Annotated in this window: 19 protein-coding genes and 1 pseudogene; 15 read left to right on the top strand and 5 right to left on the bottom strand. The window is 71.8% G+C overall.

The window, feature by feature from the left end; genetic code table 11:
- Nucleotides 1–172 precede the first annotated feature (172 nt).
- Nucleotides 173–1360, bottom strand: coding sequence for a S8 family serine peptidase (locus tag N7925_RS26100; protein WP_274345331.1), 1188 nt, complete (start codon nt 1358–1360; stop codon nt 173–175).
- A 225-nt stretch (nt 1361–1585) separates the two neighbouring features.
- On the opposite strand from N7925_RS26100, the gene N7925_RS26095 reads away from it, so the two are divergent.
- Nucleotides 1586–4894 (top strand): right-handed parallel beta-helix repeat-containing protein, encoded by a 3309-nt coding sequence (locus N7925_RS26095; RefSeq protein WP_274345330.1) that lies wholly within the window; start codon nt 1586–1588, stop codon nt 4892–4894.
- A gap of 44 nt (nt 4895–4938) precedes the next feature.
- On the opposite strand, the gene N7925_RS26090 is transcribed toward N7925_RS26095, so the two are convergent.
- A complete protein-coding gene (locus tag N7925_RS26090; RefSeq protein WP_274345329.1) occupies nt 4939–5439 on the bottom strand; it encodes an ATP-binding protein in 501 nt (166 codons plus the stop codon).
- An 82-nt stretch (nt 5440–5521) separates the two neighbouring features.
- Here N7925_RS26090 and N7925_RS26085 point away from each other — a divergent pair, with 82 nt between their 5' ends.
- The 4 genes from N7925_RS26085 (at nt 5522) to N7925_RS26070 (ending at nt 8580) form a co-directional block, all read left to right on the top strand.
- Complete coding sequence (locus tag N7925_RS26085; protein WP_274345328.1) at nt 5522–6346, top strand: helix-turn-helix domain-containing protein; 825 nt, start codon at nt 5522–5524, stop codon at nt 6344–6346.
- On the top strand, nt 6330–6599 hold the full coding sequence (locus N7925_RS26080; RefSeq protein ID WP_274345327.1) for a DUF397 domain-containing protein: 270 nt from the start codon (nt 6330–6332) through the stop codon (nt 6597–6599). The genes N7925_RS26085 and N7925_RS26080 overlap by 17 nt, the downstream gene beginning before the upstream one ends.
- 121 nt (nt 6600–6720) lie before the next feature.
- A complete protein-coding gene (locus N7925_RS26075) occupies nt 6721–6999 on the top strand; it encodes a hypothetical protein (protein ID WP_274345326.1) in 279 nt (92 codons plus the stop codon).
- A 147-nt stretch (nt 7000–7146) separates the two neighbouring features.
- Nucleotides 7147–8580, top strand: a complete 1434-nt coding sequence (locus N7925_RS26070; RefSeq protein ID WP_274345325.1) for an MFS transporter — start codon at nt 7147–7149, stop codon at nt 8578–8580.
- A 153-nt stretch (nt 8581–8733) separates the two neighbouring features.
- On the opposite strand, the gene N7925_RS26065 is transcribed toward N7925_RS26070, so the two are convergent.
- A complete protein-coding gene (locus tag N7925_RS26065) occupies nt 8734–9129 on the bottom strand; it encodes a cupin domain-containing protein (protein WP_265601848.1) in 396 nt (131 codons plus the stop codon).
- A 246-nt stretch (nt 9130–9375) separates the two neighbouring features.
- Here N7925_RS26065 and N7925_RS26060 point away from each other — a divergent pair, with 246 nt between their 5' ends.
- The 3 genes and pseudogenes from N7925_RS26060 (at nt 9376) to N7925_RS26050 (ending at nt 10989) form a co-directional block, all read left to right on the top strand.
- Entirely contained in the window at nt 9376–9879 is a 504-nt protein-coding gene (locus N7925_RS26060; protein ID WP_274345324.1) for a GNAT family N-acetyltransferase, read from the top strand.
- Nucleotides 9880–9965: 86 nt separating this feature from the next.
- Nucleotides 9966–10157 (top strand): annotated as a pseudogene (locus tag N7925_RS26055) (hypothetical protein); the annotation flags it as partial.
- A gap of 115 nt (nt 10158–10272) precedes the next feature.
- Nucleotides 10273–10989 carry a DinB family protein gene (locus N7925_RS26050; RefSeq protein ID WP_274345323.1) on the top strand — a complete coding sequence of 239 codons (717 nt, stop codon included), beginning with the start codon at nt 10273–10275 and terminating at the stop codon, nt 10987–10989.
- A 4-nt stretch (nt 10990–10993) separates the two neighbouring features.
- Here N7925_RS26050 and N7925_RS26045 read toward each other — a convergent pair whose 3' ends face one another.
- Complete coding sequence (locus N7925_RS26045) at nt 10994–11650, bottom strand: pirin family protein (protein ID WP_274345322.1); 657 nt, start codon at nt 11648–11650, stop codon at nt 10994–10996.
- Between the two features lie 151 nt (nt 11651–11801).
- Here N7925_RS26045 and N7925_RS26040 point away from each other — a divergent pair, with 151 nt between their 5' ends.
- The 5 genes from N7925_RS26040 to fabF all read left to right on the top strand — a co-directional run bounded on the left by N7925_RS26040 (nt 11802) and on the right by fabF (nt 16697).
- Nucleotides 11802–13001, top strand: coding sequence for a PucR family transcriptional regulator (locus N7925_RS26040; protein WP_265601844.1), 1200 nt, complete (start codon nt 11802–11804; stop codon nt 12999–13001).
- A gap of 89 nt (nt 13002–13090) precedes the next feature.
- Entirely contained in the window at nt 13091–14005 is a 915-nt protein-coding gene (locus N7925_RS26035) for an ACP S-malonyltransferase (RefSeq protein ID WP_265601843.1), read from the top strand.
- Nucleotides 14006–14014: 9 nt separating this feature from the next.
- Entirely contained in the window at nt 14015–15046 is a 1032-nt protein-coding gene (locus N7925_RS26030) for a ketoacyl-ACP synthase III (protein ID WP_265601842.1), read from the top strand.
- 63 nt (nt 15047–15109) lie between these two features.
- On the top strand, nt 15110–15358 hold the full coding sequence (locus tag N7925_RS26025) for an acyl carrier protein (protein ID WP_018958341.1): 249 nt from the start codon (nt 15110–15112) through the stop codon (nt 15356–15358).
- Nucleotides 15359–15434: 76 nt separating this feature from the next.
- Nucleotides 15435–16697: a beta-ketoacyl-ACP synthase II gene (gene fabF / locus N7925_RS26020; protein WP_265601841.1), complete on the top strand. Its 1263-nt coding sequence runs from the start codon at nt 15435–15437 to the stop codon at nt 16695–16697.
- 166 nt (nt 16698–16863) lie between these two features.
- Here the strand turns inward: fabF and N7925_RS26015 are convergent, their stop codons facing one another.
- Nucleotides 16864–17358: a DUF3145 domain-containing protein gene (locus N7925_RS26015; RefSeq protein WP_026290580.1), complete on the bottom strand. Its 495-nt coding sequence runs from the start codon at nt 17356–17358 to the stop codon at nt 16864–16866.
- A gap of 400 nt (nt 17359–17758) precedes the next feature.
- Between N7925_RS26015 and N7925_RS26010 the strand changes: the two genes are divergently transcribed.
- Together N7925_RS26010 and N7925_RS26005 are read left to right on the top strand one after the other, a co-directional pair.
- Nucleotides 17759–18661, top strand: a complete 903-nt coding sequence (locus N7925_RS26010; RefSeq protein ID WP_274345321.1) for an SGNH/GDSL hydrolase family protein — start codon at nt 17759–17761, stop codon at nt 18659–18661.
- A gap of 11 nt (nt 18662–18672) precedes the next feature.
- The gene (locus tag N7925_RS26005) at nt 18673–19689 is read left to right on the top strand and encodes an aldose epimerase family protein (protein WP_265601839.1); all 1017 of its coding nucleotides are present in this window, start codon (nt 18673–18675) and stop codon (nt 19687–19689) included.
- The last annotated feature ends 7 nt before the right edge of the window (nt 19690–19696 follow it).

The following is a 19696-nucleotide window of genomic DNA, read 5'->3' as shown; positions in this document are numbered from 1 at the left end:
GGGGAGGCCGGACCCGCTCACGGCCGGGGACGCGCGGGTGAACCCCGCCGTAGGGACACCCCGGCCCGGGGGCGTACCGGACGGCAAGCGGCGGCCCGGCTCAGCGAAGCCCCGTCGAAGGCCCGGGAGCTCCGAAGCCTCCCCCGCCCGGCCCGCAGCGCCCTACGCCCCCTCAGCGCCCCGCAGGACGCCAGTTGCGGGCCCGGCCGCGCGGGATCACCGCCGCGCCCGCCGCGACCAGCAGCACCACGCCGCCGCCCACACCCGCCACGATCAGCGCACGGGTACGGGGCTCCGCCGCGGGCGGCTGCGGGACCTCGGCCCGCTCCGGCCGGGGCGCCACCCCCTTCTCGTCCGTGAGGACGACCGTCAGGGCGGCGTACGGGTCGAGTCGCGGCGGGCTCGCCGGGTAGGCCGCCTCGGTCAGGCGGCGCGCCGTCCCGGCGGCCGAGAGCTCCGGGTGGCGCGCCCGTACCTGCGCCGCCGCTCCCGCGACGTGCGCGGCGGCGAACGAGGCCCCGTAGCCGATGAAGTGGCCCGAACCCTCGGGGCCGATGCTCACCACCGCGTCGCCGGGCGCCGCCAGGTCCGCCCCGCCCACCACGGGCGCGTTGGCGGGGCGCTGCCCGTCCGGACCGTAGTCCGTCACACCGATCGCCCCCGGGGCGGCGGCGGGCCAGTACCAGGGCGCGGGCTTCGCGTCCCTCGGCAGGGCGTCCGGGGCGAGGGGGGCCACGACCAGCGCGTCCTTGTCGCTCGCGTAGGCGACGGCCTTCGTCAACTCGGCCTTGCCGTCGGCCAGGGCAGCGGCGACGTAGATGACGGTGGCGCCCTCGTCGGCCGCCTCGCGGATGCCGGCGGCGACCCGGCCCACCGTGGCCCCGCCGCGCTCGTCCGCGCCCCGTACGGCCAGGATGCGGGCCTCGGGGGCCAGTCCGGCCGGCCCTGCGGCGGAGCCCGGGGCCGCCGCGATCAGGCCTGCGGCGAACGTGCCGTGCCCGACGCAGTCCTTGCCCGCGTCCCCGATCGCGGTCACCCGGCCGGAGAGAGCCGGGGCCGACTCCCCGACCCCCGTGTCCACGACCGCGACCGTCTGTCCCGCGCCCTGGGAGAGCGGCCGTGCGCGGGCCGCCCCGAGCGCGCCCATGGTCCAGGGCTCGGACCGGGCCTTCACCCCCGAGGCCTCGACGCAGGTGTCGTCCTCCGCCAGGACGGAACGTACGACGGGGAGTCCCACGGAATCGGCCGCCGCGGGCACGGCGACCGCGGGGACCAGCGCGGCCGGGATCACGGTGAGCGACAGGGCGGCGGCGACGGCCGTGGCCCGGGGGCGGCGGGAGCGAACTCGGGCAGGGGGCATGGCGCGCATGATAGGCCGAACGGATGACGGCGCGACGTGCGGGACACGGCGCCCCGCTCATCGGATCCGGCCCGAACTGTCCTGTCCCACCTGGAACATCGCGGCACCGGTCCCGTAGCCTTCGTCGCGTGCGCACAGCTGCACGTTCCCGACGCGACCCGGTTTCTTTCCGGCCCCCGGCGGGAGAGGCAGGCGGCAGCGGCACCACAAGGAGGAGGATCGGGCGTGTCACGGCAAGTGCTCAGGGTCGGGTCGGGCCAACCGGACAGCTTCCGGACGATCGGCGAAGCCCTGGACAAGGCACGCACGGGTGCGGTGATCCGGGTGCACCCCGGCCGCTACCCGGAGAACCTCACGGTCCGGACGCGGGTCACCATCGTCGCCGACGGGGAGCCGGGCAGCGTCGAGATCTGCCCGCGCCGTGGCACCGCCGTCATCCTGGTGGCCGACGCCGTCATGCTCACCGACCTCACCCTGCGCGGCGGGAGCGAGGACCTGCCGGTGGTCGACGCCCCGCGCGGCCAGGTCGCCATGGACGGCTGTACGGTCGTCGGCTCCGGCTGGACGGCCGTGCTGGCCCGGGAGTCGGGCTCGGTCGCCATGCGCGACTGCCAGGTCAGCAACCCCAAGGGCGCCGGGGTCGTGGACTCCGCCCCCACGGGCAGCGTCATAGCCGGCTGCCGCATATCGAACCTCGGCACCTCCGGCGTCGTCATCGGCGCGGAGGCCCGGACGACGGTGCGGGACTGCCGCATCCTCGACGCGCGCGCCAACGGCGTGCTGACCTCGGACGAGGCCCAGGGCCTGGTGGAGGACTGCGACATCTCCGGGACGGACAAGCCGTCCATAGCGCTGGAGGGCCGCAGCGGTACCCGGGTCCTGCGCACCACGGTGCACGACACCTCCGTCGGCGTCTACATCACCAGCTCCGCCCGCCCGTCCCTGGAGAACGTCTCCGTCAGCGACACCTCGGGCCCCGGCATCATGCTGGCCGTGAACGCCGACCCCGAGTTCCTCGACTGCCGTACCTCCCGCACCAAGGGCAGCGGCCTGGTGGTCAGCGAACGCTCCCGGGGCACCTTCCAGCGCTGCGAGTTCGACACGGCGGCCGCCCCGGCGATACGGGTGATCGACTCCAGCTCGCCCACGCTGATCGGCTGCGCGGTCCGCGACTGCGCGGACGCGAACGGCGCCGTCCTGCTGGAGGAGGACTCGACCGCCGAGTTCGACGAACTGCTGGTCAGCGACGCGGCCGGGGTCGCCGTCCGTATCCGCACCGGAGCCGACCCGCTGCTGCGCCGCGTACGGATCACCTCTCCGGGTGGCAACGGTGTCGAGGTGGCCGAGGACGGGCGCGGCCGGCTGGAGCACTGCGAGATCGACCGCGCGGGCGGTTCGGCGGTACGGATCGCCTCGGGCGGCAACCCCGACATCCGCGACACGGTCATGAGAGCGGCCGGGGACACCACCCTCTCCGTCGGCACGGAGGGGCGGGGCACCATCCGGGACTGCGCCGTCGAGTTCGCCGCGGCGGGCGGCATCACGGTGGACAACGGCGGTGAACTCACCGTCCTGCGCGTCCACATCACCGACTCCGGCGCCCACGGCGTCCTGCTCGCCAACGGCTCCCGCGCCACCCTCACTTCCTCGCAGGTCATCGGCAGCGTCGGCGACGGCATCAGGATCGACAGCGCCGATCCCGTCACCGTCGCCGACTGCACCGTCCGCGACAACCGCGGTGCGGGCCTACGGCAGACCCGGGTCAACGAACGCCTCACGATCGAGGGCCTCAACAGCGCCGGCAACGCGGTCCCGGACGCCTGGGGCGACACGCTGCCTCCGGATGTCGCCGGCGGCGGCCCCGACTCCGCGCAGAAGGAGCCCGAGGGGCCGCTGGAGGAGCTGGAATCCCTCGTCGGCCTCGCCGAGGTCAAGAGCCAGGTGCGCAGTCTGGTCAACCTGAATCAGCTGAACCAGCGCCGCGTCCAGCTCGGCATGCCGGTCGCCCAGGTCAGCCGCCACCTCGTCTTCTCCGGACCGCCCGGCACCGGCAAGACCACCGTGGCCCGGCTGTACGGCGGCATCCTGGCCGATCTCGGCGTCCTCAGGTCGGGGCACCTCGTGGAGGTCTCCCGCGCCGACCTGGTCGCGCAGGTGATCGGCGGTACGGCCATCAAGACCACCGAGGCGTTCAACGAGGCGCTGGGCGGGGTGCTGTTCATCGACGAGGCGTACACCCTGCTCTCCGACAGCAAGGGCTCCGGCGCCGACTTCGGCCGGGAGGCGGTCGACACGCTGCTGAAGTTGATGGAGGACCACCGCGACGACGTCGCCGTGATCGCCGCCGGGTACACCGGCGAGATGGCGAGCTTCCTCTCCTCCAACCCGGGCCTGTCCTCCCGGTTCACCCGCACCATCGACTTCGCCAACTACTCGGTGGACGAGCTGGTGACCATCACGGAGAACATGTGCCTGGGCCACCGCTACGAGCTCGACCCCCGGACCCGCGAGGCGCTCGCCGGGCACTACGAGCGCATGCCGCGCGACGCCACGTTCGGCAACGGCCGTGCGGCCCGCCGGGTGTTCGAGGAGATGGTGGACCGCCAGGCGTCCCGGTTCGCCTCCATGAAGAATCCCGCCGAGAGCGACCTGGCCCTCCTGCTCCCCGAGGACGTGGCGCCCGACGCGGGCACACCGGCGGACGATGGCCCCGGCTCCGAGGAACTCCTCGCCCAGCTGCACTCCATGATCGGCCTCACAGCGGTCAAGAACGAGGTGACCGCACTGGTCAACCTCCTCACCGCGACCAAGCAGCGCAAGGCCGCCGGGCTGCCCACCCCGAAGATCAGCAACCACCTCATCTTCTCCGGGCCTCCCGGTACGGGCAAGACCACCATCGCGCGGCTGTACGCGGACCTGCTGCGCTCCCTCGGGGTGCTGCCCAAGGGCCAGCTGGTCGAGGTGGCGCGGGCCGATCTGGTCGGCCGGTACGTGGGCCACACCGCACAGTTGACCAAGGACGCCTTCGAACGCGCCATAGGCGGTGTGCTGTTCGTCGACGAGGCCTACACGCTCACGCCGGAGGGCGCGACCTCCGACTTCGGCCGGGAGGCGGTCGACACACTGCTGAAGCTGATGGAGGACCACCGCGACGAGGTCGTGGTCATCGCCGCCGGCTACACCCGCGAGATGCGCCGCTTCCTCGACTCCAACCCGGGCCTGGCCTCGCGGTTCTCGCGCACCGTGGAGTTCGAGAGCTACTCCACGGACGACCTGTTGCACATCCTCTCCCAGCAAGCCACCGGCTACGGGTACGACTGCTCCCCGGAGACGGTCGCCGCGCTGTACGCCTACGTGGACTCCCTGCCGCGCGACCACTCCTTCGGCAACGCACGGGCGGCCCGCCAGATCCTGGAGGCGATGATGACGCGCCAGGCGGGCCGCCTCGGCGCGATGTCCACACCGAGCCTGGACGATCTGCGTCTGCTGCTCCCGGACGACCTGCCACCGGAGGTGGCGGCGGTGCGGCACTGACCGGCCCGCCCGCGGTCTCGCTCGCAGAGGCCGGGGCCCGGCCCCTACCGTCCTCCGGACGCCGTGGGACCGCCCGGCGCGCGACCCGGCCGAGCTGACCTGAACCGGCTGCCGCCCTTCTCCGGCGGCGTCAGGCACTCGAACCAGACGGTCTTCCCGCTGCCGTCCCACCGCTTGATGATGCCCCACTCGTCGGTGACGGCATCGACCAGGACGAGCCCCCGCCCCCCGTCGTCCAGCGGATCGCCGGTGATGGCGAGGGGCACGGCGGGGCTGCTGTCGGACACCTCGACGCGGACGCCCTCGCCGCGCGGCAGCCGGAAGATGAAGGTCTGGCCGCGCCGGTCGGGCACGTGCTGCACGACGTTGGCGATCAGCTCGGTGAGCGCCAGTTCGGCGGCGTCGGCGAGGAAGGGCAGCTCCCAGGCCTGGAGGTAGAGCCGCAGGACGCGGCGCAGATGCCGGGCGGAGTGCGCGCCGAGGGTGAAGTCGGCGCGGTAGACGGGCTCCCCGGGATTCCTCCGGGGGACAAGTACGTGATTCATGTCACCAGGCTGCGACGTGATGGCTACGCTCGGCTACGTACCGAAACGAACGCCGCGAGGCGTTGCACCCGGAGGTCCATCCGTGGCCAACATCCAGACGCTCGATCCCGACGCCTCCCCGCTCGCCTACTACGGCGGGGAGTTGCGCCGCCAACGCGAGGCCCAGGGCCTGACCCAGCCGCAGTTGGGCACCATCATCTTCTGCACGGGTTCCCTGGTCGGCCAGATCGAGACGACGAAGAAGATCCCCACCCGTGACTTCTCCGAGCGCGTGGACGCGGCGCTGGGGACGGACGGAACGTTCTCGCGGCTGGTGGGGTTGGTGCTGCGGAGCCAGTTGCCGACGTGGTTCCAGCCGTACGCGGACATGGAGGCGAAGGCCGCGTACATCTCGACGTACCAGGCGCAGGTGGTCTACGGGCTGTTGCAGACGGAGGAGTACGCGCGGGCCGTCCTGGCCACCGGCATGCCCGACGACCTGGAAGGACTGCTCGCCGCCCGGATGGAGCGCCAGCGGATCCTGGAGCGGGAGAGGCCGCCGCTGGCCTGGGCGATCCTGGACGAGGCGGTGCTGTACCGGCCGATCGGCGGGCACGAGGTGATGCGGGCCCAACTACAGAAGCTGTTGGATTACGCGGCACACCGCTGGATGCGGATCCAGGTGCTGCCGTTCGAGGCCGGTGAACACGCGAGCCTGGCGGGTTCGTTCAACCAGCTGCGCTTCGACGACGACCCGGAGATCGTCTACACCGAGGACGTCATCTCCGGCCATATGACGGCCAGCCCTGAAACGGTCCGGGAGGCCTCGCTCCGATACGCTCACCTCCAGGCCACCGCACTCTCCGTCGAGGAATCGGTGGCGCGGATCAGCCGCGTGATGGAGGAGCGTTATGGAGACCGGCCCTGACCTGAAGAGCACGGAATGGCGTAAGTCCAGCTACAGCGGAAACACCGGCGGCGACTGCATCGAATGCACCGTGACCGGCGGCGCGGCCTGGCGGACCTCCTCGTACAGCGGCACCACCGGCGGCGAGTGCGTCGAGGTCGCCGACGGTTCCTCCTGCGGGTCCGTCCCCGTCCGCGACAGCAAGAACCCGACGGGCCCCGCCATCGTCCTCGGGGCCCACGCCTGGCAGGCGTTCGTGGACGGGCTGCGCTGACACCACCGTCACGGGGAGCAGGGCGGTACGGGCAACTGGCCCCCGTACCGCCCTGCTCGGCGTCGCGCCGACACGTTGTTGCAGGGTGCGGTGATCAATGGACGGGAACCAAGTAACCGAGATGAACGCGCGGGACGAAGACGACAGGACCGAGACTGCCTGCCGGATCTGCGGGCATGACGACGGCGAGTCCGTGTTCGACGCGTACGGCGTCCCGCGGTACGTCATCTGCCCGTGCTGCTACAACGAGTCCGGCATCGGGGACGACACCGTGTCGCAGGTCCGTGAACTGCGTGGCTACTGGGTCGGCACCGGAGCCTCTTGGCATGATCCGAAGCTGCGGCCGTCCGACTGGGATCTGCTGCGGCAGTTGGCGAACATCCCGCCGCAGTGGCGCTGATCCGGACAGCCGCCCGCTGCCTGCCTCACGTCGTGAGCCGCCGCCAAAAAGAGATTGCCCGGTGGTCGGCCCCTGACATAGCTTCTCGCTGGCTCCGGGTGGTCCAGACCAAGCCTCGGGGTGTCGAGCCACGTCAACGGGACATCCATGACTGCGGAACAGGCCCTCCGCCCCCCACCGAGCGACTCGGGCGACACTCTGCCGGGCATCTTCTCCCGACCGTACGCGGCGGCCACGCTGACCTTCGCCACGGTGATGTTCCTGACCGGCTTCGCCGCGCTGGCCGTGGTGCCGACGCTGCCGACCGCCGCCGAGGATCTGGACGGGGTGTCGCTGTTCCCCCTGGTGGCGGGCAGCTTTGTGGCTGCCAGTCTGCTCGGCGGCGTGCTGGGCGGGCACTGGGCGGACCGCTCCGGCGCCCGGCGTCCGCTGGCCCTGGGCATGATCCTCTCCGTGGTGACGCTGCTGATGTCGGCGTCCAGCGGCTCGATCTGGCAGTTGGTGATCGGCCGCTTCGTCGACGGTCTGGCGGCCGGGATGGTGGCGGTGTCCGTGACGACCGCCATCGGCCAGTCGTATCCGGAGTATCTGCGGCCCAGGATGCTCGCGATGATGAGCGCGAGCTGGATCATCCCGTCCCTGGTCGGGCCGCCGGTCGCCGGAGTGGTCGCCGAGGTGTGGTCGTGGCGGACGGTCTTCTACGGCCTGGCCGTGCTGACGGCGCTGCCCGCGATCGCCCTGGTGGCGGTGCTCCGCAAGGCCCCCGAAGGCGATGGCAGCCAGGCCCCGCCCGTCGAGGAACGCGCCTCCCGGCCACCGCTGGTGGTCGCGGGGATGCTCAGCCTGGGCGCGGCGCTCGGCCAGTACGGCGTCTCGGGGTGGGACGCGCGCCACCTGCTGTTCGTCGTCGCCGGCGTCGTACTCCTGGTGGTCTTCGCGCCCCGCCTGCTGCCGCAGGGCACCTGGCGCAGCGCCCGGGGCCTGCCCACCGCCGTTCTGCTGCGCGGGCTGACGTCCGGTACGTACTTCACCGTCGAGGCGCTGGTGCCGCTGATGCTGATCACCGAGCGGCGGGTGGCGGCGGTGACGGTCGGCGTGGCGTTCACCGCCTCGGCCGTTCTGTGGGCGGTCGCGTCCTGGGCGCAGGGGAAGCTCCTCCAGGACGTCGCCCGGCATCGGCTCGTCACGGTCGGCGCCCTGATCATGGCGGCGTCCGTCGTCTTCGCCGTGGTGGGCAGCTTCTCCGGTGTCTCCCCGCTGTTCGCGATGGCGGCCATGCCGCTGGCGGCGGTCGGGATGGGGATGCTCGACCCGTGCGTCACGGTGCTGTCGCTCTCGCACAGCGCACCGGACCGGCTGGGCCACACCACCAGCGCGATGCAGACCAACATGAACCTCGGGCAGGTCGTCGTCCTGGCGTTCGCCACCGCCGTCCTCAACGCCGGGCTGGCTGCCGGAACCAGCCGACTCGGGGGCTATGCCATCACCTTCTCGCTCCTGCTCGTACCGACCCTGCTGGTCGCCGTCCTGGCCGTCCGCGCACGGAAGGAGGTCCTCGGGCCCCACTCCGCCACGGACTGAACCGTCCGGCCGGCCGCCCGGTGTCCTTCACGGACGGACGGACGGACGGCCAGACAGATCGCCGACTTCTCACACTCGGCGCAGCCCTCCCTGGCAGAGCTCAACGAGCTCGGTGCCGAAACGCCATGAACGCCACCTCGACAAGCGCGTCCGTCAGGACGGGCCTGCGTCGGTGAGCTGGTAGAGCTCCGGCACGGAGACTTTGATCGGTTCCTGGGTGGTGCGGGCAATCACGACGACCACGGGCTCGTCCGGATCGGGGTGCTCCTCGCGGTGGGGGACGAACGGCGGGACGAGGAGGAAGTCGCCCGGTGCGGCGGAGATCCTGACCTCCTCGTCACCGTCGTGGAAGACGAAGACGGGGTGGCCACTGACCACGTAGATGCCTGCCTCCGACGCGCCGTGGTGGTGGTTGTCCGTCGCGCTCAACGGCGCGTTCTCCACTCGCCCCATCCAGAGGTTCACCGACCCGACCGTGCCGCCGCTGAGGGCCGTGTTCCCGTCCAGTTCCCCGGCGCGGACGTGGTGGACGCGGTTGTTCAAAGCCATGATGCTGTCTCCCTGCCTACTGTCGAAGCCGTTTGACTGGGCGTCAAATTAGGTTCTGCGCGCAGAGAAGTGCAACGAAGTTTGCTGTGTCGGCAAATCATCCGCCAGGTGTCCTGGACAGTGGCCCCGCCCAGGAGCGTGGCAGCCCGAACCACGGCCGCCGCATGACGACCGGCAACAGCGAGGACGTCCCTCGAGGCCGCTCCGGCCCGGGTGACCGGCGGGACCGAGTGGCAGAGTGGGCCCATGTCTGCCTACGCGACCATGCCCTGCCACCTGGAGACCGAGCGGCTGATTCTGCGGCCGTGGGCCGAAGCGGACGCCGCCGAGTTCAGCGATCTCCTCGCCGAACGCGGCAAGGGGAAGCCCCCCGTCGAGCGCATCCGGACGTCCATAGGGGAGCTGCTCGCCGCGACGGAGACCACGGGGATCGCCCTGCTGCCCATGCAGCGCCGCGAGGAGGGCGACTTCATCGGGTACTGCGGGCTGATCATCGGCCGCTCCACCCTGGAGGAGCCCGAGATCGCGTACGAGCTGTGCCGGCGCGCCCACGGGCACGGCTACGCCACCGAGGCGGCCGGCGCGGTGCTCGAAGCCGCCGCGGCGACCGGGCGGAAACGGCTCTGGTCGACCGTCGCCACAGGGAACACCGCGTCGCTCCGCGTCCTGGAGAAGCTCGCGTTCGTGCGGGACCGCGTCTCCGTGGAGGAGAACGGCGAGGTGGTGTGGCTCACCCGCACGTTGCCGTGAGACGGAACGGCCCCAGCGCGCGCTTGGACTGCTGCCGGAGTTCGACGTCGTATTCCTGTGATCGCATGGCGGATGAATCCAGCAAGGGCGATTACTGCGAGGACGAACGCGACTGGCCCGAGGCGTTGCTCGTCCTGGGGCTGTCGCCTCCCGTGTCGCTCGTGGGGACCGCGCTGTTCACGACCGGCCAGGTGAGCCGGCGGATGTGCGGGCACTCCCAGGCGATGCGCGCGCTGGACCGCATCGCGGACGAGCGGGAGAAGCGGGCCGAGGCCTGACCCTGTTCCCGACCGGCCGCGGCCGCTCGGGAATTGGGTCGCGCCCCAGGAGGTGAGCCGTTAGCTTCCCCCCGTGCGCCGTGGATCGCCCGGCGCGACGACGAGGGAGCCACGTATGAGCGGCCAGGATCATCCGCGGACCGACCGGCTGAGCATCCTGATCGAGCAGTTCGATCAGGCGCGGGAGATGGCTCAGGTCAGGTTGAAGGGCCTCGGGGACGAGGAGTACCTGTGGGAGCCGGCCCCCGGCAGCTGGTCGATCCGACGCCGGGAGGACGCGGTGACGCCCCGGGCGTACGGGCCCGGCGCGTGGGTCATCGAGAAGGGGGCGCCGGAGATCCCGGCGAGCGAGTACGCGGAGGTCGCGCGGCAAGCGGCGGACGGGATGTCCGTGGCGAAGATCGCCGAGGACTGGAGCGTGAGCGTCGAGCGGGTCGAGGAGGTCCTGGCGTTCACCGGTGAGCCGGAGCCCGACGTCGTGCCGATCACCACCATCGCGTGGCGGCTGGCGCATCTGCACTCCTGCTTCGCGGGACAGTGGGAGTGGACCTTCGGCGAACGGCGGCAGGACCCGCATCTCCTGGTCGACTTCACGCCCTCCGCCTCCTTGGCGCTGGACAGGTTCTGGGAGACGATCGACCGCCACCGCGCGAGCCTCGGCAACGTCACCGAGGAGCAGCTCGACTCGGTCGGCTTCTCCCGGTATCCGTACGGCTCCGACCCCGACGACGCGTACATCTCCGTCGTGGCCGGGGCCAACCTGGAATTCATCCACCACATGGCCGAGATCGCCCTGCTCCGCGACCTCTGGCGGGCCCGCCGACCCGCTTGACGCCTCAACCCGCCAGCTCCCACACCAGCAGCTCCGCCCCCGCCACCGCGACCGCCTCCAGGCCCTCCGCGCCGGTGATCCGGGCGGCGTCGCCGGGGCCCAGCTCCTCGTCGCCCAAGGCGACCCGCCCGCGCACCATGTGGACGTAGGCGCGCACCGCGTCGGGGACCGCCACGCGCTCACCCAAGGCCAGGCGGCGGGTGTGGAGCATCGCGCCCGCGCCGGGCAGGGCGTACGGGGTGGAGTCGGCGATGCCGGGGACGACCGTGTACGAGGGCTCGCCGCCCGGCTCCAGGGGGGCCAGCCACATCTGGAGGAAGGTCAACGGGTCGGTGCCGTCGTTGCGTTCGACGTGGCGGACCCCGGAGGCGGCGCTCAGGTGGGCCACGTCCCCGGCGCGGACGACGGTGGAGTGGCCGGCCGAGTCTCGGTGGGTCAGCTCGCCCTCGACGACCCAGGTGACGATCTCCGTATGGCTGTGCGGGTGCTCCTCGAAGCCCGCGCCCGGGGCGAGGTGCTCCTCGTTGCAGGCCAGGATCGGGCCGAAGCGGAGGTTGTCGGGGTCGTAGTGGGGACCGAAGGAGAGGGCGTGCCGGGTGACGATCCCGGCGGCCTCGTCCCCGCCCCGGTAGCGGTCATCGGACCGGTGCACGGAAATCACCCGGCCACGGTAGCCCGGTCGCGCCCGCCACAGGGCCGCCGCAGGACCGCCGGAGCGGAATGGTTGCGTCAGGTGTTCGTCTACCCGCCGGTACGGGGCACCGTCGCCCCGGCCCACCGATCCTCCGGCCCGATAAGGCAGTCTTGTCCTCGTGCCCCGACCCGATCCTGAGCTGCCCCCCGCCCACGACGCCCACCTGCACGCCGCGACCCTGAAACGGCTGGAGCAGTCCTCCGGCCGGCTGGCCGCGAACGCGATTGCCCGCATGGACGAATCGCTGCCGTGGTACCGGGCGATGCCTCCGGAGAACCGGTCCTGGATCGGTCTGGTCGCCCAGGCCGGCATCGCCGCGTTCACCGAGTGGTTCCGGCATCCCGAGACCCCGCAGGCCATCTCGACCGATGTGTTCGGCACCGCGCCGCGCGAACTGACCCGGGCCATCACCCTGCGGCAGACCGTGGAGATGGTGCGCACCACGATCGAGGTCATGGAGACCGCGATCGAGGAGGTGGCCGCCCCGGGCGACGAGTCGCTGCTGCGGGAGGCGCTCCTCGTCTACGCGCGCGAGATCGCCTTCGCCACCGCCCAGGTCTACGCCCAGGCCGCCGAGGCCCGGGGCGCCTGGGACGCCCGGCTGGAATCCCTCGTGGTGAACGCGGTGCTCTCCGGCGAGGCCGACGAGGGGGCCGTCTCCCGGGCCGCCGCGCTCGGCTGGAACTCGCCCGAGCACGTGTGCGTGATCCTCGGCACCGCGCCCGACGGGGACAGCGAGCTGACCGTGGAGGCGATCCGGCGCGCCGCCCGGCACGCCAAGCTCCAGGTCCTCACCGGCGTCCTGGGCAACCGTCTCGTCGTCATCGCCGGCGGCAGCGACAACCCGCTCCAGGTCGCGAAGGGCCTGATCGGCCCGTACGCCGCCGGGCCGGTCGTCGCGGGTCCTGTGGTGCCGGACCTGCTGGCGGCGACCCGGTCCGCGCAGGCAGCGGCGGCCGGGCTGAAGGCCTGCCTGGCGTGGCAGGACGCACCCCGGCCGGTCCTGGCGGACGATCTCCTCCCGGAGCGGGCGATGGCCGGAGACCCGGCCGCGCGGGACCAGTTGGTGGAGGAGATCTACAGACCGCTGGAAGAGGCCGGTTCGGCGCTGCTGGAAACGCTGAGCGTCTATCTGGAACAGGCGAGCAGTCTCGAAGGCGCCGCCCGGATGCTTTTCGTGCACCCCAACACCGTGCGCTACCGGCTGCGACGTGTGACCGACGTCACCGGATGGTCCCCTTCCGATGTGCGCTCCGCGTTCACGCTGAGGATCGCCCTGATCCTGGGACGCTTGGCCGCAGCGGATCCTCAGTCCTAGACTTTTGTCGGACTTCAACAATTCCCCCGACGGTTCTTCGTCCCTGTCCCCACGGGCGTGCGGGGCCGTTCACAAGAGAGAGTGTGAGGGTGCTCGTACTCGTCGCTCCCGGCCAAGGCGCTCAGACGCCCGGCTTCCTGACCCCCTGGCTCGACCTCCCCGGTGCCGCCGACCGCATCGCTGCCTGGTCCGACGCCATCGGGCTCGACCTTGCCCACTACGGCACGCGCGCCGACGCGGACGAGATCCGCGACACCGCCGTGGCCCAGCCGCTCCTGGTCGCCGCCGGACTGCTCTCGGCAGCCGCCCTGGACGCCTCGCCGTCCGTCGTCGCGGGCCACAGCGTCGGTGAGATCACCGCCGCCGCGCTCGCGGGCGTCATCGACGACGAGGCCGCGCTGCGCTTCGTCCGCACCCGGGGGCTCGGCATGGCCGAGGCCGCCGCGGCCACCGAGACCGGCATGGCGGCCCTCCTCGGCGGCGACCCCGACGTGACGGTCCCGCACCTGGAGAAGCTCGGCCTGACCGCGGCCAACGTCAACGGCGGCGGCCAGATCGTCGCCGCGGGCACCGCCGCCCAGATCGCGGCCCTGGAGGCCGACAAGCCCGAGGGCGTGCGCCGGGTCGTCGCGCTGAAGGTGGCCGGCGCGTTCCACACGCACCACATGGCCCCGGCCGTGGAGAAGCTGCGCGCGGCGGTCGGCGACCTCACGGTCTCCGACCCGGCCGTGCGCTACGTTTCCAACGCCGACGGCCACACCGTGGCCACCGGCACCGAGGTCATCGCCCGGCTGGTCGGGCAGGTCGCCAACCCGGTCCGCTGGGACCGGTGCATGGAGACCTTCCAGTCGCTGGGCGTCACCGCACTCGTCGAGCTGTGCCCCGGCGGCACGCTGACCGGGCTCGCCAAGCGCGCGCTGCCCGGTGTGAAGACGCTCGCGCTCAAGACCCCCGACGACCTCGACACGGCCCGCGCGCTCATTTCCGAGCACGCAGGCGCCTAAGGAGCGAGCATGTCGAAGATCAAGCCCAGCAAGGGCGCCCCGTACGCACGGATCCTCGGGGTCGGCGGCTACCGTCCGACCAGGGTCGTGCCGAACGAGGTGATCCTCGAGACGATCGACTCGTCCGACGAGTGGATCCGCTCCCGCTCCGGCATCGTCACCCGCCACTGGGCCTCCGACGAGGAGACCGTGGCCGCGATGTCGATCGAGGCGTCCGGCAAGGCCATCGCCGACGCGGGCATCGATCCCGAGCAGATCGGCGCGGTCGTCGTCTCGACCGTCTCGCACTTCAAGCAGACCCCTGCGGTCGCCACCGAGATCGCCCACAAGATCGGCGCGGGCAAGCCCGCCGCCTTCGACATCTCGGCCGGCTGCGCGGGCTTCGGTTACGGCCTCACCCTCGCCAAGGGCATGATCGTCGAGGGCTCCGCGGAGTACGTCCTCGTGATCGGCGTGGAGCGGCTCAGCGATCTGACCGACCTGGAGGACCGCGCGACGGCCTTCCTGTTCGGTGACGGCGCGGGCGCGGTCGTCGTCGGCCCCTCCCAGGAACCGGCCATCGGCCCGACCGTGTGGGGCTCCGAGGGCGACAAGTCCGAGACCATCAAGCAGACCGTGGCCTGGAACGACCTGCACATCGGTGACGTCTCCAAGCTGCCGCTCGACTCGAAGGGCGAGATCAAGTTCCCGGCCATCACACAGGAGGGCCAGGCGGTCTTCCGCTGGGCCGTCTTCGAGATGGCGAAGGTCGCCCAGCAGGCCCTGGACGCGGCCGGCATCGCCCCGGAGGACCTGGACGTCTTCATTCCGCACCAGGCCAACATGCGGATCATCGACTCGATGGTGAAGACCCTGAAGCTGCCGGAGCACGTCACGGTCGCCCGTGACATCGAGTCCACCGGCAACACGTCCGCCGCCTCGATTCCGCTCGCGATGGAGCGGCTCCTGGCGACCGGTCAGGCGAAGAGCGGCGACACCGCGCTCGTCATCGGCTTCGGGGCGGGTCTCGTCTACGCCGCGACGGTCGTTACCCTCCCCTAGGCACACCGGACCTTCTGGTCCGTATGCACGAACCCCGAAGAAACCCACCGAAGGAGCGCCAAGATGGCCGCCACGCAGGAAGAGATCGTCAAGGGTCTCGCCGAGATCGTCAACGAGATCGCCGGTATCCCGGTCGAGGACGTCCAGCTGGACAAGTCCTTCACCGACGACCTGGACGTCGACTCGCTGTCCATGGTCGAGGTCGTCGTCGCCGCCGAGGAGCGCTTCGACGTCAAGATCCCCGACGAGGACGTCAAGGACCTCAAGACGGTCGGCGACGCCGCCGGCTACATCCTGAAGCACCAGGGCTGATCCCAGCCCGGCTGTGTCGCCACCCGGCGGTGGCGCCGCTGATTCACGACCCTCTACACGTGGAGAAGATTTTCCAGTGAACTCGACCAATCGCACCGTGGTCGTCACCGGTATCGGCGCAACCACTCCGCTGGGTGGCGACTCCGCATCGACCTGGGAAGGTCTGATGGCCGGCCGGTCCGGCGTCAAGCCTCTCGAAGGCGAGCGCTTCGCCGAACTGCCCGTCCGGATCGCCGCCCTCGCGGCCGTCGACCCGGCCGACGTACTCCCCCGCCCGCTGGCCCGCAAGCTGGACCGCTCGGCGCAGTTCGCGCTGATCGCGGCCCGCGAGGCCTGGGCGGACGCGGGCTTCACCGCCAAGGCGGGCGAGGACGAGAGCATCGCCCCCGAGCGCCTGGGCTCGGTCATCGCCTCCGGCATCGGCGGCGTGACCACCCTGCTCGACCAGTACGACGTGCTGAAGGAGAAGGGCGTACGCCGTGTCTCCCCGCACACCGTTCCCATGCTCATGCCCAACGGCCCCGCGGCCAACGTCGGCCTGGAGGTCAACGCCCAGGCCGGTGTACACACGCCCGTCTCCGCCTGCGCCTCGGGCGCGGAGGCGATCGGGTACGCCGTCGAGATGATCCGTACGGGCCGTGCCGACGTGGTCGTCGCCGGTGGCACCGAGGCGGCGATCCACCCGCTGCCGATCGCCGCGTTCGCCAACATGATGGCGATGTCCAAGAACAACGACGAGCCCGAGACGGCCTCGCGCCCGTACGACACCGGCCGGGACGGCTTCGTCCTCGGCGAGGGTGCGGGCGTCGTCGTCCTGGAGTCCGCCGAGCACGCCGCCGAGCGGGGCGCGCGGGTCTACTGCGAGGTGCTGGGCCAGGGTCTGTCGGCCGACGCCCACCACATCGCGCAGCCCGAGCCCACCGGGCGGGGCATCGCCGCCGCGATGCAGAACCTGCTGGACTCCAGCGACCTCAAGCCGTCCGAGGTGGTCCACCTCAACGCGCACGCCACGTCGACGCCGCAGGGCGACCTCGCCGAGATCAAGGCGCTGCGCAAGGTGCTGGGCGACGACCTCGACCATGTCGCGATCTCCGCGACGAAGTCGATGACGGGTCACCTGCTGGGTGGTGCGGGCGGCATCGAGACGGTGGCGACGGTTCTGGCGCTGCACCACCGCATCGCTCCGCCGACCATCAACATCGACGAGCTCGACGAGGCGATCGACGCGGACATCGTGCGCGGTGAGCCGCGAGTGCTGCCCGAGGGGCCGATCGCGGCGATCAACAACTCGTTCGGATTCGGTGGGCACAACGTGGTGCTGGCGTTCCGGTCCGTCTGAGCCTGCCTTTACGGCTGAAGCCCGCTTCCCGTTCGTCCGGGAGGCGGGCTTCGTCGTTCTTTCGGGGCTCCGCCCCGGACCCCGCTCCTCAATCGCCGGAGGGGATTTCGCGCCGGTCACCGCAAGGTCAGGAGCACCGGAGGGGCTTGATTTCGCGCCCCGGCGGCTAGACGACCTGGTGGAGCCAGCGGACCGGGGCTCCCTCGCCCGCGTGCCGGAAGGACTCCAGCTCGTCGTCCCACGGCTTGCCGAGCAGGGCGGCGATCTCGGTCTCCAGGTCACTCTCGCCCCGCACCGATCGGGCCAGCGCGGCCCGCAGCCGGTCCTCGGGGATCAGGATGTCGCCGTGCATGCCGGTGACGGCGTGGAAGATGCCCAGGCCGGGGGTGGAGCTGTAGCGCTCGCCCTCGGCGGTGGGGCACGGCTCGGCGGTCACCTCGAAGCGCAGCAGGTCCCAGCCGCGCAGGGCGGAGGCGAGCTGCGAGGCGGTGCCGGCGCGGCCCTTCCAGGAAAATTCGGACCGCCAGGTGCCGGGCGAGGCCGGCTGTCTGATCCAGTCCAGCTGGACCCGCACACCGAGGACGCCCGCCACTGCCCACTCGACATGTGGGCAGAGCGCGCGCGGTGCGGAGTGAACGTACAGGACTCCACGTGTCGTCACCGGAACCTCCCGTGTGGGACGAGGTACGCCTTCCCCAGCGGCCTCGCGCCCATACCGCCTCTTTCCGGCCGGTTCCCGAGGTTGTCATCAGTAAACAGCATCGGGAGTTAATCTCCTGAAAAGGGACAGTATGTGACGTGACGCAATGTACCGGAGCCGCCCGTGTGTGCGCGGGCGGGCGGGACGCCACTGGTTCGACGGGGAAAAGCTACCGTGCGCCGGGGCCGTCCGTGTGACGTACCGTCGGTCTCGGGCCCTGATTCGCCGGCTTTCACCCAGCAGGGCGCGCAGAGCCCCGACCTGGGGATCCCGTGCTTGCCGGGGGGTATTTCCAGAGGCATAGGCCACTGCTTGACCGGAGGGGATCCGAGTGATGCCGGAGCGTGCGACACGCCCACGAATGCGTACCACTGCCGCCGCGCTGACGGCGCTCTCGTGCGTCGGCGTCGCCGCGTTGGCCGGGTGCAGCTCCGACGGAGCGGGGGGCGGCGTGTCGCGGAACGCGCCGGCGGCCACGCGCGGCGCCTCGCCGTCCCCCTCCCCCACCCCTGACTGGAACCCTCGTCCCGGGTCGGTCGCGGCGGTCGGGGACTCGATCACCCGGGGCTTCGACGCGTGCTCGGTGCTGGCCGACTGTCCCGAGGTGTCGTGGGCGACCGGGTCGGACGACGCGGTGCGCAGTCTCGCGGTCCGGCTGCTCGGCCCGTCCGGGGCGGCGGACCGCAGCTGGAACCACGCGGTGTCGGGGTCCCGGATGGTGCAGCTGCCCGAGCAGATGGCGCTGGCGGCGAAGGAGCGGCCGGAGCTGGTGACGGTGATGACGGGCGCGAACGACGCGTGCCGGGACTCGGTGCGGCTGATGACGCCGGTCGCGGACTTCCGGGCGTCGTTCGAGGCGTCGATGCGCCAGTTGCGGGCCGGGGCCCCGAAGGCGCAGGTGTACGTCTCCAGCGTGCCGGACCTGAAGCGGCTCTGGTCGACGGGGCGGGTGAACGAGCTGGGCAAGAAGATCTGGCAGCTCGGGATCTGTCAGTCGATGCTGGCCGACGCGGACGATCTGGGCCCGGCGGCCGTGGCCCGGCGGGACGCGGTGCGGGAGCGGGTGGTCGCGTACAACGGGGTGCTGCGGGACGTGTGCGCGAAGGACCGGTACTGCCGGTACGACGGCGGGGCGGTGTTCGACTTCCGCTTCACCGGGACGCAGCTGAGCAAGTGGGACTGGTTCCACCCGAGCCGCGACGGCCAGGCCCGGCTGGCGGAGATCGCCTACCGCAACATCACCGCCCCGGAGCCGCCCGCGTAGGGTCGGTGACCATGACCACCAGCACGGGCACGGAGACGTACACGGAAGACTTCGGCGCTCTCGCGGACGGGTCGCCGGTCCGCCGGTGGACGCTGGAGCGGGACGGGGTCCGGGTGCGGGTCCTGACCTACGGCGCGATCGTGCAGTCGGTCCGGGCGCCGGGCCGGGACGGCTCGCGGGCCCCGGTGGCGCTCGGGCTGCCGGACGTCGCGGGCTACGAGGAGTTCCCGGCCCCCTACTTCGGCGCGGTGGTCGGGCGGTACGCGAACCGGATCGGGGGCGCTTCGTTCGTCCTGGACGGGCGCACGCACCGCCTGACACCCAACGAGGGCGGGACCCATCTGCACGGCGGGGCCAGGGGCTTCGACAAGCGGGTGTGGGACGCGGTGGCGGTCCCGGACGGGGTGCGGCTGTCCCTGGTCTCGGCGGACGGCGACGAGGGGTATCCGGGGCGGCTCGACTTCTCGGTGACGTACACCCTGGGGCCGGGCGGGGCGCTGCGGCTCGCCTACCGGGCGGTGACCGATGCGCCGACCGTGCTGAACCCGACCAGCCATCTGTACTGGAACCTGGCGGGCGCCGGCAGCGGGAGCGCGCTCGGGCAGCAGCTGCGGATCGCGGCGGAACACGTGACCCGGGTGGACGCGGCGTCGGTGCCGACGGGTGAGCTGCTGCCGGTGGCCGGGACCCGGTTCGACTTCCGGGGGATGCGGGCGGTGGGCGCGGGCTACGACCAGAACTTCGTGCTGGAAGAGCTGAAGGAGGAGGCCGAGGCGGAGGACAGGGTCGCCGCCGAGCTGTACGACGCGGTGTCCGGGCGGGTGTTGACGGTGCGGACGACCGAGCCGGGGCTCCAGCTGTACACGGCCGACCACTTCGACGGGCGGCCGTTCGGGCCGTGTGCCGGGATCGCGCTGGAGACCCAGCATTTCCCGGACTCGCCGAACCGGCCGGAGTTCCCTTCCACGGTGCTCCGGCCGGGCGAGGAGTTCGTCTCGCGCACCGAGTACGCGTTCTCGGTGCGCTGAGGCCTCG

It is taken from the genome of Streptomyces sp. CA-278952, from assembly GCF_028747205.1.
Lineage (GTDB): Bacteria > Actinomycetota > Actinomycetes > Streptomycetales > Streptomycetaceae > Streptomyces.
The sequence above is the reverse complement of the archived record's forward strand: the minus strand, read 5'-3'. Positions and strand labels throughout refer to the sequence as shown.